At 53.6% G+C, this 15,684-nt stretch carries 16 protein-coding genes; 3 read left to right on the forward strand and 13 right to left on the reverse strand.

The genetic code is table 11. The features are described from left to right. The first annotated feature begins 3 nt into the window (after window positions 1-3). Complete coding sequence (locus OCA8868_RS06040) at window positions 4-1,620, forward strand: hypothetical protein (RefSeq protein WP_093995684.1); 1,617 nt, start codon at window positions 4-6, stop codon at window positions 1,618-1,620. On the opposite strand, the gene OCA8868_RS06045 is transcribed toward OCA8868_RS06040, so the two are convergent. From OCA8868_RS06045 to OCA8868_RS06105, 13 genes are all read right to left on the reverse strand, one after another. Next, window positions 1,621-2,127, reverse strand: coding sequence for an A24 family peptidase (locus OCA8868_RS06045; RefSeq protein ID WP_093995685.1), 507 nt, complete (start codon window positions 2,125-2,127; stop codon window positions 1,621-1,623). 2 nt (window positions 2,128-2,129) lie between these two features. Next, the gene (locus OCA8868_RS06050; RefSeq protein WP_093995686.1) at window positions 2,130-2,987 is read right to left on the reverse strand and encodes a tetratricopeptide repeat protein; all 858 of its coding nucleotides are present in this window, start codon (window positions 2,985-2,987) and stop codon (window positions 2,130-2,132) included. 29 nt (window positions 2,988-3,016) lie between these two features. Further along, complete coding sequence (locus OCA8868_RS06055) at window positions 3,017-3,577, reverse strand: tetratricopeptide repeat protein (RefSeq protein ID WP_093995687.1); 561 nt, start codon at window positions 3,575-3,577, stop codon at window positions 3,017-3,019. A gap of 8 nt (window positions 3,578-3,585) precedes the next feature. Then, window positions 3,586-4,563, reverse strand: a complete 978-nt coding sequence (locus OCA8868_RS06060) for a type II secretion system F family protein (RefSeq protein WP_093995688.1) — start codon at window positions 4,561-4,563, stop codon at window positions 3,586-3,588. 5 nt (window positions 4,564-4,568) lie between these two features. Then, entirely contained in the window at window positions 4,569-5,537 is a 969-nt protein-coding gene (locus OCA8868_RS06065) for a type II secretion system F family protein (RefSeq protein WP_093995689.1), read from the reverse strand. Between the two features lie 12 nt (window positions 5,538-5,549). Then, window positions 5,550-7,007 (reverse strand): TadA family conjugal transfer-associated ATPase, encoded by a 1,458-nt coding sequence (locus OCA8868_RS06070; protein ID WP_093995690.1) that lies wholly within the window; start codon window positions 7,005-7,007, stop codon window positions 5,550-5,552. Between the two features lie 12 nt (window positions 7,008-7,019). Further along, entirely contained in the window at window positions 7,020-8,288 is a 1,269-nt protein-coding gene (locus OCA8868_RS06075; RefSeq protein WP_093995691.1) for a CpaE/TadZ family protein, read from the reverse strand. 281 nt (window positions 8,289-8,569) lie between these two features. After that, on the reverse strand, window positions 8,570-9,247 hold the full coding sequence (locus OCA8868_RS06080) for an OmpA family protein (RefSeq protein ID WP_093996168.1): 678 nt from the start codon (window positions 9,245-9,247) through the stop codon (window positions 8,570-8,572). A gap of 18 nt (window positions 9,248-9,265) precedes the next feature. Next, window positions 9,266-10,690, reverse strand: a complete 1,425-nt coding sequence (locus tag OCA8868_RS06085) for a type II and III secretion system protein family protein (protein WP_093995692.1) — start codon at window positions 10,688-10,690, stop codon at window positions 9,266-9,268. Between the two features lie 298 nt (window positions 10,691-10,988). Next, a complete protein-coding gene (gene cpaB / locus OCA8868_RS06090; protein WP_093995693.1) occupies window positions 10,989-11,846 on the reverse strand; it encodes a Flp pilus assembly protein CpaB in 858 nt (285 codons plus the stop codon). A gap of 133 nt (window positions 11,847-11,979) precedes the next feature. Continuing rightward, window positions 11,980-12,165, reverse strand: coding sequence for a hypothetical protein (locus OCA8868_RS06095; protein ID WP_093995694.1), 186 nt, complete (start codon window positions 12,163-12,165; stop codon window positions 11,980-11,982). A 164-nt stretch (window positions 12,166-12,329) separates the two neighbouring features. Further along, window positions 12,330-12,515 carry a Flp family type IVb pilin gene (locus OCA8868_RS06100; protein WP_093995695.1) on the reverse strand — a complete coding sequence of 62 codons (186 nt, stop codon included), beginning with the start codon at window positions 12,513-12,515 and terminating at the stop codon, window positions 12,330-12,332. Window positions 12,516-12,565: 50 nt separating this feature from the next. Next, window positions 12,566-12,751 carry a Flp family type IVb pilin gene (locus tag OCA8868_RS06105; protein ID WP_093995696.1) on the reverse strand — a complete coding sequence of 62 codons (186 nt, stop codon included), beginning with the start codon at window positions 12,749-12,751 and terminating at the stop codon, window positions 12,566-12,568. Between the two features lie 351 nt (window positions 12,752-13,102). Here OCA8868_RS06105 and OCA8868_RS06110 point away from each other — a divergent pair, with 351 nt between their 5' ends. After that, window positions 13,103-13,963: a lytic transglycosylase domain-containing protein gene (locus OCA8868_RS06110; RefSeq protein ID WP_093995697.1), complete on the forward strand. Its 861-nt coding sequence runs from the start codon at window positions 13,103-13,105 to the stop codon at window positions 13,961-13,963. A gap of 1 nt (window position 13,964) precedes the next feature. After that, window positions 13,965-15,389, forward strand: a complete 1,425-nt coding sequence (locus OCA8868_RS06115; protein WP_093995698.1) for a UbiA family prenyltransferase — start codon at window positions 13,965-13,967, stop codon at window positions 15,387-15,389. Window positions 15,390-15,684: the final 295 nt, after the last annotated feature.

Genomic DNA, 15,684 nt, shown 5'->3' on the forward strand with positions numbered 1-15,684 from the left:
CAAATGACAAAATCTAATACAATTGTGGTGACAAGTTTCCTTTTCGCCGTCCTTGCGGCGATGGGTGGGGCGGCTGTTCTGAAGGGTGGACTTTATATTGGGCGTCACGAAGGCGATACGATGCATTTAATGCAGATCGTGTTCCGCATGGCCGACGGGCAGGTTCCACATCTGGATTTCATGACCCCCATTGGCGCGTTGGCGTTCTGGCCGATTGCGGTTTTGGTCAAGGCGGGTATGGGCATCGGAATGGCGGTGCTTTGGTCGCAAGTCATTATGGCGGTTCTGTTTTCCCCTGCGATCATATGGTTGGCGCGCACGCGCCTGTCCCCTGTTCTTGGCGCGATGTTTGGGTTGTTTGTGTTGGTACTTCTGCTGGCGCTGGTCCACGGGGAATCCCAACGCTCCATTTCCATGTCGATGCACTATAACCGCTTGGCGTGGGCGGCGGCGTTCATCGCGATTGTGACCGCCCTTATCCCGCCCAAAACGGGGCGTGGCACGGTCGATGGAGTGATTGTTGGCGCAATGATTTGCGTGATGGTCATGATCAAAATGACCTATTTCGTTTCTTTTGCGGCCCCGATTTTGCTGGCGTTGTTCCTGACGGGTCAAAAGCGGGCGATTGTCGTTGGCCTGATTACCGGCCTTGTTATTGCGGGCGCGATTACGCTGTTTACGGGGCTCGAGTTCTGGTTCGCCTATGCGCAAGACCTGCTGACTGTGGCAGGGTCCGAGGTGCGTTCCGCGCCGGGTGAAAAGCTGTCTGCGGTGATGGGTGCGCCAGCCTATATTGGTGGATCACTGGCGGTGGTTGCAGGTGTTATTTTCCTGCGCCAAGCGGGGGTTGAAACCGGTGGTTTGGTGCTTTTGCTGCTAATCCCTGGGTTCTTTTACGTCACCTACCAGAATTTCGGCAATGACCCGCAATGGTTGTTGTTGCTGGCCGTTCTGTTGCTGGCACTGCGCGAAGACGTGGGCGAGATTGTGAATGGCTGGGGGTGGAACATGCGCGACGCGCTTGGGGCTGTGGCGGTGGCGGCGCTCGCGCTGACGGCGCCGTCGTTCTTTAACCTCGCCTATAGCCCGTTTCGTCATATGAATGTGGTTGAGGCTGACTATGCGCCGATCATGTCGCGGGGTGGCATTCACCGTGACCTACAGGGCCTTGATCTGCGGGTGAACCGCGTGGATGCGCGGGTTGCGTTGGACGGTGTCGTGGCAGGGCTGGAACCCTACGAAAACCGCGACGAACAGCCGACATTCATGGGCGAAACGATCCCTAATTGTACGGTTGAACTCGGCTTGCCGATCATCTTTGAAGCGATGGTGCGCGATCTGGAAGATGCAGGTCTTGCCGATGGGCGTTCCTTGTTCGCGGCCGACTTGTTCTCTAGCCACTGGCTGTTTGGCGATCTGGAACCAATGGAAAACGGCGCGCCTTGGTACTACGGCGGTCTTCCGGGGATTGAGGACGCGGATTACCTGTTGGTGCCGCTGTGCCCTGTGGCGCAAGACTTGCAGGCATTGATCCTGACGGCGTTTGAAGAACGTGAGGTACCGATCGAGGCGACGGAAATCCGCCGGACCGAGCTTTATATCTTGTACGAATTGGGCTGATCAGAACAGCGGGATCGCGAGGTAAACGATCAGGACCGCACCCATTGGAAAGCCCATTGGGAAGCGCTTCTTTTGTGCCCAGCTTTCCCAATCTGGAACCATATTGCGCACCGCTGGGATCGATCTGGCGATGCGATGGATCGCAAGACCCGCCGCCATACCGGCCCCAAGTAGCATAAGGACAAATCCAGCGTCGTCTAAGGCCACAAAAGGTGCCGCCGATGCCAGAAATTTACTATCGCCTGCACCCATCGCACCAATCGTGTTCAAAAGGATCGCCACTATAAGAACAACCCCGAAGTGTGCGTAACGCCACAAATAATCGCTAAACGGCATCACAAAAATGCCCACGACCACAAATATGATTGCAAGGGCGTCGGTGGACCATGTGGGGATCTTCATTGCACGTAGATCGTTCCACGCAACATAGATGCACAAGGGTGCCACGAAAATCAGGAACGCAATGGATTGCGTGACTGTGACCGAGACTTCAGGAAAGGCGAACACGTTTAGTTCGTCACATTGTCTTCAAGCGCGCGAAGCGACCGTACCGCGGCTTCAAAGTGCTGCGGATGCGTGTCGATAGCTTCACGAAGTAGACCGCGACCGATGGTCAAATCGTTCTGCTTGATCGCTGTGAGTGCCAGTGTGTGCAGCAACTGTGCGCGTTCGATCTGGGTCATCTGGATAACCGGAAGGTCGTAGTTGCGTTGCGCACCGCGTGCCAAAACGAGGTTGTTCTTGGCGGTAAACAGGTCTGGGTCATTGCGCAGGGCGTCGGTGAACAAACGCTGCGCACCGGAATAGTCACCGCGTGTCAGCTTAGAAAAGCCCCAGTTATTGAGGACGCCAGCAGGGGATGTTGTGAGGCCCACAGCCGTTTCATAGAAACTATCCGCGTTTTCCCATTCTTCGTTGCTGTCTGCGACCATCGCCTCAAGGCGATACCGCTTAAATGTTTCATGGGTCGGTGGAATTGCATCGAGGGCGGCTTCTGCAGCGGTCCAATCATTGGTGCGGATCAAGGCATCTGCGTAGTTGATCTGGTCATTCAGAGTTGAATCTTCGTGATCAACAACGTCCTTCCAAGCAGCGGCTGCTTCAGCAGGGCGGCGGGCGCGGATCAGGGATTTCGCGAGGCCACGCATCAGGTCAATACGGCCCGGGTCATTGGTCGACGCGCGGAAGAAGTAATTCACGGCCTCATTTGGGTCCGCGACGGTCAACATCACATCATTGAGGTTGGTTTCATCGACAACGTTCACGTCTTGCAACGCGCGTTCGACTTGTGCTTCGCCAGACTGATCGCACGCGGCTAATGCCAACGTACCCATCAGGGCTGCGGAAATAACGATAGGATGGCGCATGTTTGTTGCGTCCTTTTACTGCTCTACCTCTACAGTGTCGACAGGAGCAGCACGTCGCCGGTGCCCCGCCGCACCAATTGGAACGGTTCGTTCTCTTGCTGAGTAGTATTAAACGGATTTTCTAAATTTGCGAGCGCCAAGCGCAGGTTGTCCCGAATTTCGTCGGAATTGCCGTTATCCGTGGCAAATGCGCGACGAAAAACCTGTGCCGCTTCGCTGGTTTTGCCGCGTTCCATCAAAATAACACCCAAATTGTTCCACGCAGCGGGGAAGGCTGGGTCTTGTTCTACGGCGCGGCGCAATAGGCTTTCGGCTTGGTTAAGGCGCCCGAGCTTAAGGTTGGCGGACCCAAGTGCCGACAATGTATCAACATTCAGTCCTTGTTGGCCAGCGGCACGGGTGTAGGCGCGCAGGGCTAAGTCGTATTCACCCGCAGCCATCAGGCGATGCCCGACCTCAAGACCATCAATGCTGGAATTACCAGAAACGCCTGGGGCGAAGACGCGCTCGCCTTCAGTTGGCGCAAAAGCGCCCTCACCACAGCCGGTGAGGACGCTTATCGCGGTTAGTATAGCTACAAGTCTTCGCATGTGGGCCTTTAGAAGTTGGCGGCTTGAAGTGTCTCGTAGATATTATAGATGGACGGCCCGATGAGGATGATAAGAAGCGGAGGAACCGTAAACATCATCGTTGCGAGTGTCATTTTTGTCGGTAGCGTGTTGGCCTTTTCCTCGGCGCGCATTACCCGTTTATCCCGCATTTCCGCAGAGAACACGCGCAGCGCTTCGGCAATGGATGTACCGAACTGGGTCGACTGGATCAAAACAGTCACGAAGGACGCAATGTCGGACACGCCTGTACGTTCGGAAAAATCGCGCAGAACTTGGGTTTTGTCCTTACCGGCTTTCATTTCGTTGCTGACGGTTTCGTATTCTTCAGCCAGTGCAGGGAAGCCTGACTTTAGTTCGTGTGAAACGCGAATGATGGCTTGGTCGAGGGACTGACCCGCTTCAACACAGACCAGCATCATATCCAGAGAGTCAGGAAAGCCGTTAACCATTTCTTCCTGACGTTCCTTCTGGCGCTTACCAACCCACCATTTCGGGAGGTAGTAACCAGCCATACCTGGCCCAAGGATCGCCATGATCGTGTCCTTGGTTGACGGATCACCCGTGGAAGATTTGTAAACCGCATAGGCAACGCCCAGCAAAAGCAGCGTGATACCAAGGGCGAACTGCGCGAAGTGGTAGGTTTTCACGGCAGACTTCGTGCGGTAACCCGCTTGGATCAGTTTGAGGCGGATCGCAGAGTATTCTTCCTCGTCCTGTGGTTCCAGAAAGCTGGAGTATTTATCCAGTTTGTCTGTACCCTGACTGGCGCGCAGCTTTTCAGGGCTGTTGCGCGAACCGGAATTCGCAGAGGCTTTCAGCCTGTCCAGCGGGTCGTCCTGCTTTTGCAACATTGCCGGAAGCACCAGCAAGATCAGCAGCACACCCAACATCAGGATGGCGATAAGGGGGCCGAATGGACCAAGAAGCTCGGTCAGTTTGGCGTTGATGGTGTCTAAGAAAGCCATATCAATTACACCTTAATGTTCACGAGACGACGCATGACGAATACGTTCGTTGCCAAGAAACCAGCGACAACCAAACAGGCAGGGATAAACGCGGAAGTTTCTTTAACGGCGTCGTAGTAGTTTGGCTGAAGCAGGTTGATCATGACAAGTGCGCCCAGCGGGAACACGGACAAGAACATACCAGACCATTTGGCTTCAGCGGTGATCGCTTTCACACGGCGGAACAGTTTGAAACGTGCGCGAATAACCTGCGCCAAGCCGTGCAGAATTTCAGCCAAGTTACCACCAGCGGTTTGCTGAATGGTCACGGCCACCGCCAAAAAGCGCATATCCTGCATGTCGATACGTTCGGCCATTTGTTTAAGGGTCTCGCCCATGTCACGACCATAAGCCGCCTCATCAGAGATCACGCCCATTTCAGTGCCAAGTGGATCGGGTACTTCGCGGGCCACGATCGCCACAGCAGAGCTGAACGGGTGACCGACACGCAAAGAGCGCACCATCAATTCAACCGCGTCAGGCAGTTGTTCTTCGATCATGGAAATGCGCTTTTTGGCTTTGCCGTTGACCCAAAAGAAAATACCACCAACGCCCATCGCAACGGAAACGGCTGCGCGGATTGGCAGGGACGTCGCCGTGCCGACAGTGAGACCCATGAAAGCAACACCACACAACACCACCATCAGCATCATCAGCTGGGCAGGGGTAAAGGCAATGTTGGCTTTCTGGGCTTTGGAGGCCAGCAGCGAGTACAAAGGAATGTTCTTTGAACTCATATGCTGGCTCATCTCCTTGCGGAGTTGGTCCAGAACTTCCTCGCGGTTGCCACCTTTCTCCAACAAATCAAGGCGACGGTTCACCTTGTTGTTGAAGTTAATGCTTTTGCCGAAGGCAACGAGGTAGATGCCGTTTACCAATACGATACAGGCCACAAAGATCAGGCCGTAGATAATTGGTTCTGCTGAAATAGTCATTTTTTCAGTACCTTATTGGGCTGCTACAGGTTCAAAGATTGCGGCGGGTAGGTCGTAACCCCAGAGCTTGAAGCGCTCTGAGAAGTGCGAACGTACTCCGGTGGCCGTGAAGTGGCCGATGATTTTGTTGTCTGGTGTCAAGCCAACGCGCTGATACTTGAAGATTTCCTGCATAGAGATAACGTCGCCTTCCATGCCGGTGATTTCAGTAATGGACGTCATGCGGCGCGAACCATCCTGAAGGCGCGAGGCCTGCACGATTAAGTTCACCGCTGATGAGATCTGGGAGCGAACCGCCTTTAGCGGCATTTCGATACCCGCCATCGCGATCATGTTTTCTAGACGGGACACACCATCACGCGCAGAGTTGGCGTGAATTGTTGTCATCGAACCATCGTGACCGGTGTTCATGGCCTGAAGCATATCGATAACTTCTTCGCCACGTGTTTCACCAACGATGATGCGGTCAGGACGCATACGAAGGGCGTTTTTCAAACAGTCGCGCGGGGAGACTTCGCCTTTGCCTTCAACGTTAGGTGGGCGGCTTTCCATCCGGCCAACGTGCGTCTGTTGCAGTTGAAGTTCCGCTGTATCCTCAATCGTCAGGATGCGTTCGTCGTTATCAATAAAGGACGACAGGGCGTTCAGGGTGGTTGTTTTACCGGAACCTGTACCGCCGGACACGATGACGTTCAGGCGGGTAGAAACGGCGGCCTGCAAATATGCGGCCATTTCTTCGGTAAAGGCACCGAAGTTCACCAGATCGTCGATCCCCAGCTTGTCCTTCTTAAACTTACGAATGGAAACCAGCGACCCGTCCACCGCAACTGGCGGAACCATGGCGTTGAAACGTGAACCATCCTGCAAGCGCGCATCGACGTAGGGGTTGGATTCATCAACACGACGACCAACTGCGGAAACGATTTTGTCGATGATCCGCAACAAGTGCTTTTCATCCTTAAACGTCACGTCCGTCAGTTGCAGTTTACCATCGCGTTCCACGAAGATCTGCTGCGGACCGTTCACGAGAATATCGTTCACAGTTTCATCTTGCAGCAGCGTTTCGAGTGGGCCGAGGCCTTTGACCTCGAAGAATAGCTCTTTAGTGAGTGTCTGGCGCTCATCGCGGTTCAGAACCACGCCCATTTCGTCCAGAGATTCTTGGGCGATTGATTGGATTTCTGCTTTCAGGTCCTGATCTGTCGCGTTTTCAAGCGCGGCGAGGTTCAGGTTGTCCAATAGCGCCTTGTGCAGTTCCAGCTTAATGTCGCCGAGACGCTCTTTGCGCTTTTTTTCTTTGTCGCCAGCGGCTGCGACCGCCTGAACTGGCGCTGCTTTCATGATGGACTTGCGCGGTGCCTCTGGTGCGGCGGTTGGCAGTTCGGTGACATTGTCTGCGCCGCCGTCAGTTGCCTGTGCGCCAGTCGCCTTAGCAACCAAAGGGTCTACTTTTTTGTACTTAGAGAACATTCATTCTCTCCTTTATGCGGTTGCTACAACGTCGGTCGAATTGACCTCGTGCACGGATTTAGCAAGCTTCGCGATCTCTTTGCGCAGCGGGTTTTTTGCGATGCCTTCTGCCATTGGAACACCGTGATCGGCGTTCTGGGCGATTGCCTTACCGCCGTCAGGCAGTTGCACCTCGATGTTGATCCCGAGGCTTTCAGCAAGACGCTTAATGCGGCTTTTACCATTCAGATCTGTGAATTTCGGGGCGCGGTTCAAAACAAAACGAAGTTTCTCGAACGGCAGCTGCTCACTCTGGAGGGCGCGTTTGATGCGAAGCGTGTTCTGTGCCGACCGCATGTCCAACTCAAGCGTCGCGAAGTAAACGTGCGCCTTTTGCAGAACGGTTTCGGACCATTCGACCATTGTCTTTGGCATGTCGATGATCACGTAGTCGAAATTCGTACGTGCCATTTCGATAACACGGTCAATGTCTTCTGGTGAGAGCAGGTCCAGCGGGATCAAATCTGTTGGGGCTGTCAAAACCTGCAACTTCTGCTCAAACGACAGAAGGGAATGCATGAAGCTTTCGCTGTCCATGCTTTCAGTGTCTTGCAGCATCTCGAAAACCGACTCGCGGCGAGGCAGGTCCAGATAGGTGGACACCGAACCGAACTGGAAATCGAGATCAAGTATACAAACCCGTGGGCTTGGTGGCGCATCAACGCCTTTGATCTTTGGTGGTTCCATATTGGCGAGTTCCCACGCGAGGTTCACGGCCAAAGTCGTGGCACCTGTGCCGCCGGACATGCCTTGAACCGGGATCACCACACCGTTGTGGTCGCCCGTTGCTTTGAGTTTATTCTGGATCTCAGGCGCAACGGCCGCAGGTTCTGGCGGTGTCAAAACACGATCAATTGCTTGGGCAAGTTCACCTTCAGGAAGCGGGTAGGGGACGAATTCATCGCCACCTTCGCGCAGCAACCCGTGCAGAGATGCCGGGGATACGTCCTCAGCGATCAGTAATACTTTGATATTGCGTTGTTTTGCGGCGCGGACGATCTCGGAGATGACGGACAAATCACCTTCATCTTCCTCATCCAGCGCGATTGCGATGAACTCGAGATCAGCGGCTTCAGGCTGCTCAAGGAACGGCAAGGCATCACCGAAACCCAAATCACCCCAGCTCTCGCCAAGGCACGTTTCCATGTCTTCGATCAAAAGATCGAAGTTCTGTACATCGCGACTCACTGTGCATGCAGTGATCGGCTGTGGTTCAGGCTGTAACATATGCGTACTACTCATTGCCTTTTGGTCCTCTTACCCAATTAAACGCCGCGTTTGTTTTGCGTCCGCTTCCGTCTTTTGCCCTCAGAATCAAATCGCACTTAGGGCTTTGTCAGGTGTGTTTATGTTGAGGAAAGGGGGCAGGAATGGGGCCACATCTGCCCATTTGTGCGGTAATTAGCGACGGTAGCGAAATAACCGGAGGGTTGTTTCCAGATCCGTGCACCCGCAAAAATGAAAAAGGGGCCCCGAAAGGCCCCTGAACTCTTAGATTAGTATCGCCGCAACTGTCAGAAGGGTTAAGCTGGTGGGCCAGGTTGCAATCCTCCGCCACCACCGCCACTGCCAACCGTGGAGCTTGCCGTTGCGCTATCAACGTACTCACGGAAAATGATTGCGCCGTATTGCCCGTCCATAACTGTTTGGTGCGACTGCACAAAGCCAGAAACCTCTGTTATGGTGCGACGGTTCCGGCGTTCTTGGCCTTCAGTTACGATAAGTGGCTGAGTTTCACCAAAGGAAACAACAGCCTCAAGACGGCTGCGGTCAATCCCGTGACTTGTCAGGTAAAGAACGGCGGCTTCTGCGCGGCGTAGGCCAAGACCGCGGTTATAGGACGTTGAGCCGACCAAATCGGTGTGGCCGAAAACCTTGAAGCGCACTTCTGGGAATTGACGGATCCAGGAGGCTTGCTGCTGGAGGGTTGCACGTGCTTGTGCGTCTAGAACCGTGGAATTAAACGGGAAAGTCACCATTGTATTCACTTCAGAAGCGAAGCGACGGTTCAGGTTGATCGTAAAGCTCGATTGACCCGAGTGGACTTGAGTGTTGTTCATGGTCGCGTTGCCAAAGTAGCCCGTATCAATTTCAGACCCAGCTTCGCGGGTGTTGAAATTGCGCCACTGTGCCTGACCGCTGGTATTGCTACAGCCCGTTAGGACAAGCACCGTTGCAGTTATTGCTGCTGTCGTTTTCATTGCCCCGATTCCCATCATTTAGTCCAATACGTAGCCATATGAGCCGCTGAAATCCTGTCGTGCAACCTCACCGGCGCCGCCTTGTTGTGGTGCGTTCTCTGCCGCGACGCGACCAAAGAGGAACAAATCACGTTCGGTCGGAGGGCGCACACGGTCCGTTGGAAGCGCAAGGGCTTCGCCACGGGTCGGTGTTACAAGATGCGGCGTTACGATGATAACCAGCTCTGTTTGTCGGCGGCTATATTGAGCTGACCGGAACAATGCGCCGAGAACAGGGATATCACCCGCCCACGGAACCTGACCAGACAGATCAACGAAGTCGTCGGACAAAAGCCCAGCGATTGCAAAGCTTTCGCCATCACGCATTTCAACAGTTGTTGATGTTTCGCGTGTTTTGAACGCTGCAATGCTAAAGCCGTTCTGCGAGAAACCGTTGGTTGGATCAAGCGAGCTTACGGAAGCCTTAAGTTCGAGATTGATTATGTCGCCATCAATCACACGCGGAATAAAGTCCAATTCGATACCGAATGGCTTATATTCAACAGTAACTGAGCCCGAGTCCTGTGAAATTGGTACGGGATACTCGCCGCCAGCGAGGAAACTTGCTTCTTGGCCGGAAAGGGCTGTCAAATTCGGTTCCGCAAGGGTGCGAACAACACCGCGGCTTTCGAGGGCTTCCAAAAGGATGCCAACTTCCACGCCACCTGCGTTGAAACCAAACAGGAATGCACCAGAGTTGCTGTTGCTTGCGGGTGTTGTCCCGTTAAGCGCCAATGTTTGCGCTGTAGAGCCAACAGTTGTCCCTGTTCCCGCAGATAGGCCAAGATCGCCGCCCAAAGTGTCGCCGCCCAAAGAAAGCGAGGAGCTGAGGGATTTTGATACCGAGCGCTGCATTTCTGCGAAACGGACGCGCAACATGACCTGCTGCGTTCCGCCAACACTCATGAGGTTGGAAACGCGGTCGGGTGCGTAGCGGTTGGCCAGCTGCAACGCGCGATCAAGGCGCGCAACGGAAGAAACAGTGCCGGAAAGAACGATACCGTCGTTCGCGGTGCGAACTTCGATGTTTTCACCAGGCAGGATCTGCTCGAGGCGTTCTTTGAATTCTGCGATATCTGGGGTCACGTGAACTTCGACGTTTGTAATAAGACGTCCGTCACCGCCCAAAAGGGTAAGTGTGGTACGACCCGGTTCCTTACCCAGAACATAAATCGTGCGATCCGAAAGCGACGAGATGTCAGCAATCGTTGGGTTCGCGATCGAAAGTTCGGTAAATGGAACGTCGCTCTCTACAACGACCGCCCGGTTCATTGGCACGTTGAGCGCGCTGGAAGGAGCGCCCCGCATAACTTGAAGGGTCTCAGCGGTAAGCTGAGCCGGTAGGTTCGTGAATGTAAGAGCCAACCCAGTTAGGGCTGCCTTGATAAATCTATTCTGTGTCATTGTGACCTGCCTCTAATGTCACGCCCGAAGCGGGCTTTTGCCCGTCATTAGATTGAACCTGCGCCAAATCCGCATTATTTGCAAGAATCAATGTGTTGGGGTGCATTGTTTATGTGGGTAACTGGCAACAGGTGGGTTTTGTAGGTTTCGATTTAAACTGAAACAGACGCCAACGGCGGGGCCAGGGCGTCTGCTTCTGTTTAGGTTGGATTTGTGCAATTTATACATTCCTGCGGGCGGGACACGTACGAATTGAACGAAGCCAAATCAGTTGGTTAGCTGTTGCGGTTGCGTCAGCTTAGTTTGTGCAAGGGATCGGAATGTCGATCACTTCGGCACCGCGACGAGTACGGATGGAACACTCTTGTTCTGCTTCGATCTCTGGTGCGGGTGCTTGCTGCACAATTCCCAAAAGGCTAGCTTGGTCGACTTCGATCGCACCTGAAACGGTGTCATCGGAACGTCCGACAAGTGACAATGATAGGTTGCCAGTTGCTTGAGCTTGGGCAAGTGCGGCTACTTGGTTCGGGGAAACCTGAACTGTAACAGTCCGCGCAATTGTTGCACCGGTACGACCGCTTTCGGACGTTTGGTCTACGGCGACCAATTGTACGCCTTCTTGGATTAGCTTCGTAACTTCGCTGCTGTGTCCGTTCCCGCCATTTTCAATGCGGCCGGTCCAATAGACGTCAACACGGTCACCAGGGTTAAGGAAACCAGATACGCCGGAAGACACGTCAACTTCGATCGTAAAGGCACGCATACCACGGGCGAGAAGGGCGCTAATACCGGCAACTTCACCTGGTTCCGTGACTTTCGCAGCCAGAATAACTTCATTCGGTTCCATTTGGCGCGTTACTACACGCAATTCCTCTGGACCGTTTGAGAACAATTCCTCTTCGGTGCGAAATGCACCCTCTGGGAGGAATGGTTCTGCATATTTGATCAAAACAATATCTTCTGCCGTAATCTGTTCGCCGTGCTCCATAACACGGTTAACTGCGAAGACATCCACTGTCGGGACGGCCTGCGCTAAAGCTGCGCGTTGCAGGTTTAGATTGTTGTTCTGTTCCTGAAAATATCCTTGCACCATATAGATGGCAAAGCCCGCGAGGCCCATGCCGACGATAAGGACAAGTCCGAATACTGCTCGCATTGTCTTTCCTTTCGGAGTTTGTGCCAGTTCCTGCCGGCACGGTTTTACTAAATACAATAGTACAAAAAGAATGCGGCTACATTGTGCCGCACTCTTGTTCATGCTGGGGAATTTTGAGTGCCGTCTTTACGCGTTAGTGCGTAACGATGTCCTGTGAACTCAAGCGTGCCCCGATGCTAGTAGATGTATCTGTCGCACCGGCGGCAATCATCGCGATCAAGGCGACGGCCAAACCAACGATTGCGGCAGTAAGAACAACCCAATCGACAGTGACAGCGCCATCTTCGCGCGCGCGGAATGATTTTAAGTACTTTAACATGGTGGCTCCACTTGTAGGGGCGTTTCTGACTTACCCTTAAGTAAACGAAGATTGTGGCGAAAAAGGGCTGGGGTTGTGTTGCTTTGTGGGCGCATAAGCCCCTGTTACCAAATAAAAAAGGCCGCGCCCTCGGGCGCGACCTTTCTTTCAGATCGAAACGTAGATTAGTACGTTACGATTGACTGTGCGGACAGCTGGGAAGAAATCTTTTCACCCAGAGCAGTCGTACCTTGGCCAACAGACGACAGAACAGCGATGCCGAGACCAACGATGGCTGCAGTCAGTACGACCCAGTCAACAGTTACAGCGCCGTCTTCGTCGTTGCGGAAGTTTTTGATAAAGTTAAGCATGTGTAGTCTCCAAAAATGTAGATTTGTGTGTGTTTGTCGAAATCGACGAATTAGTACGTTACGATTGACTGTGCGGACAGCTGGGAAGAAATCTTGTCACCCAGAGCAGTCGTACCTTGGCCAACAGACGACAGAACAGCGATGCCGAGGCCCACGATTGCGGCTGTCAGAACAACCCAGTCTACAGTCACAGCACCGTCTTCGTCGTTGCGGAAGTTTTTGATAAAGTTAAGCATTGTAGTCCCTCCTCAGGGTTTTCTCAGTTTCAGTATCTAGCCGGAGGTTCGTTACACCGTCGTCTCGTTGGTGTGTCTCCGTCTTGGATGAGGAGTTTTTGCACTTCGATTGGGGCGAGAATTGGACAGCATTCGTGCAATTTTGCATCCAATTAACTTTTCGCCCATAAATCTACTAAAGTATTGAAATCAATCAATTTAACTTTTAAATTTAATTTGATACGTTGTTTGATCGTTGCAAATTCGTGTCTAGTGCTGCGTTGGTTATTCGATTGTTTACGAAATAGTAGATTACTGGCCAACAATCGGGTTAAGAATAGTCATAACAAGAAGCAGGCGGAGACCGCACAAATGCGGCGCAGCATTATAATGTCAGTTCTAGTTGCCCTTTGTGGGGCGACAACCGCCACATCTATTTTGGCGGAAAGTCATCGTTTGCAAAACGATTTCACCTTTCGACGTGTTGGCGTGCCACAAGCTGGCGCGACGAACCGTATTACGGTGCAGGTTGCGCCAAGCGCGCCATCGGGCCCATCCGCGCCCGCAGCCGCTGGAGCCGCGACAGCAACGCCCCGAACACCCGGACAGCCCGCAATTGCAGGGTTGGCCCCCGCACCAAGCGGGACGGACTGGTATTGGGAGGCAATTTCCCCATCGTTGGACGATGCCAGCAGCCTGAGCCTAGAGGCCGCAGTTGCCGCATTGGACACTGCACCAAGCGGTGAGGCCATTCCTTCACCCCGTTTGCAGGGCATGACGGAGCTGGCGGATCGTTACGGTGTGGAAATCTTAACAGCCACTATTGGTACAGACGTTTCCCCAGCGCTGGTTTTGGCTGTTATCTCTGTTGAAAGCGCTGGGCGCTCGGACGCCGTAAGCGGGGCCGGAGCACAAGGGTTAATGCAATTGATGCCACCAACCGCTGCACGCTTTGGCGTGACTGACGCGTTTGACGTGCAGGAAAACATTAAAGGCGGCACAGCCTACCTCGACTGGTTGCTCAATGAATTCGATAACGGCGTTATATTTGCATTGGCAGGGTATAATGCTGGCGAAGGTGCTGTGCGCAATAACAACGGTATCCCCCCGTATCCGGAGACGCGCGCCTATGTTCCTAAGGTTTTGGCCGCATGGGAAGTTGCGCGGGGCCTATGCATCACGCCGCCCGAACTGGTCACAGATGGATGCGTCTTTAACGTGAACAGGGATTAACATGTCCACCAAACCACTTGTTCTGGATGCCGACGGCACCCTTTTGCGTACCGATATGCTGCTTGAGGGTATCTGGAAAGGGCTTGGAACTGATCCTGCCGCGACACTAAAGGCGTTCTCGTTGATAGGGGATCGGGCCGCTTTCAAAGCCGAAATCGCACGGGTCGCGCCGCTGCGTGTCGACCTGTTGCCCGTAAACGGTGACATCGCTGCAATGGCAGTTGAGGCGAAAGACGCTGGGCGCGAAGTCGCGATTGCGTCGGCCTCTGACATCTCGCTGGTGCAGCCATTGGCAGACCACTACGGTATTGAGCGCGTTTTCGCGTCAGAGAATGGCGTTAACCTTAAAGGCACGGCTAAAGCCGGTGCTCTTGTGGCGGCCTACGGCGAAAAAGGCTTCGATTACGCAGGCAACGACAAGAGTGACCGAAAAATCTGGGACCATAGCGACTGCGCGATTGTTGTCGGCAATGCAGGGGGCGGGGCCAAAGGGCTTTCCAACGTCGTTAAGGTTAACGGCGGCTGGTCCCCGCGTGCAGTTCTGAAATCCATGCGCCCACATCAGTGGGTTAAGAATGTGCTGTTGTTCTTGCCGATGATTGCAGCACATGCCTTCTTCTTGGAAACCTTCTTAGCCGTGTGTCTTGGCATCATCAGTTTCTCCGCTGCGGCGTCCTGTATATATATCGTCAACGATTTACTCGATATCGAAGCAGATCGGCTGCATGTAAAGAAATGTAAGCGCCCATTTGCCGCCGGAACGGTGCCAATACCGATAGGAATGCTCACATGCGCCGCCCTTGGTTTGATCGCCCTAGGCGTCGCTGCAATGTTGTCGACACATATGTTTGGCGTTGTCGCTTTCTATATGTCGCTCTCACTCGCCTACTCATTACGCCTGAAACGCATGCGTTGGATCGATATCATGGTTTTGGCATCACTTTATACCCTGCGCGTGGTCGCCGGAGCGGCGGCGAGTGGCGTTGATGCCTCAGTCTTCATGTTGATCTTCATTTTCCCAATATTCATTTCTTTGGGGTGCGTCAAACGAATGACCGAACTCGCGCTGGCAAAGGACGAAAACCCTTTGCCAGGCCGTGGCTATGCGCGCCGTGACATGGGGGATCTTCTTAACATGTCCGCTGTGGGTATGGTCGGGGCCTTGGTGATTTTCTTCCTATACTCCTATTCAGACCAAGCACTCGCGCTCTATCCTGACCAGTGGTTGTTGTGGGTCGCCCTCCTGCCGATTGCAGCTTGGCTCTATCGGATGATCAAATTGGGCTACTTGGGACGCATGGACTATGACCCCATCGTATTCGCAATGAGCGATGTTCGAGGGATTGGGTTCTTACTCATCACATTGTCCCTGCTCTTTTACGCGGCAGGACTGTGGTCCGAGTGGTACGGGCGTTTGTTTGGGTAGATGTCCTCAGCTTAACAGCTTCACGCCTGCGGCGGGCGGGGGAGCCTCCGGCGGGGATATTTAGGAAACAAAGGCAACAGCAAGTAACTCTGCCTTAACCAAGCTTAGTTAGATGTCGCTATGCGGTACAGGCGGGGACGCCGATGGCCGTAAACGGAGGCAAGCTGAGCTTGTTCCCAAGCCCGATGTTACCTTTTTGGTTTCATCGGGCATTTCATTGCCTTTGTTTCACAAATATCCTGGGGGAGTCCGAAGGACGGGGGCTAGCCCCCTTTACGCTTGCCGCAGGTGCTGA

Source organism: Octadecabacter ascidiaceicola (assembly GCF_900185015.1).
GTDB classification, from domain to species: Bacteria; Pseudomonadota; Alphaproteobacteria; order Rhodobacterales; family Rhodobacteraceae; genus Octadecabacter; species Octadecabacter ascidiaceicola.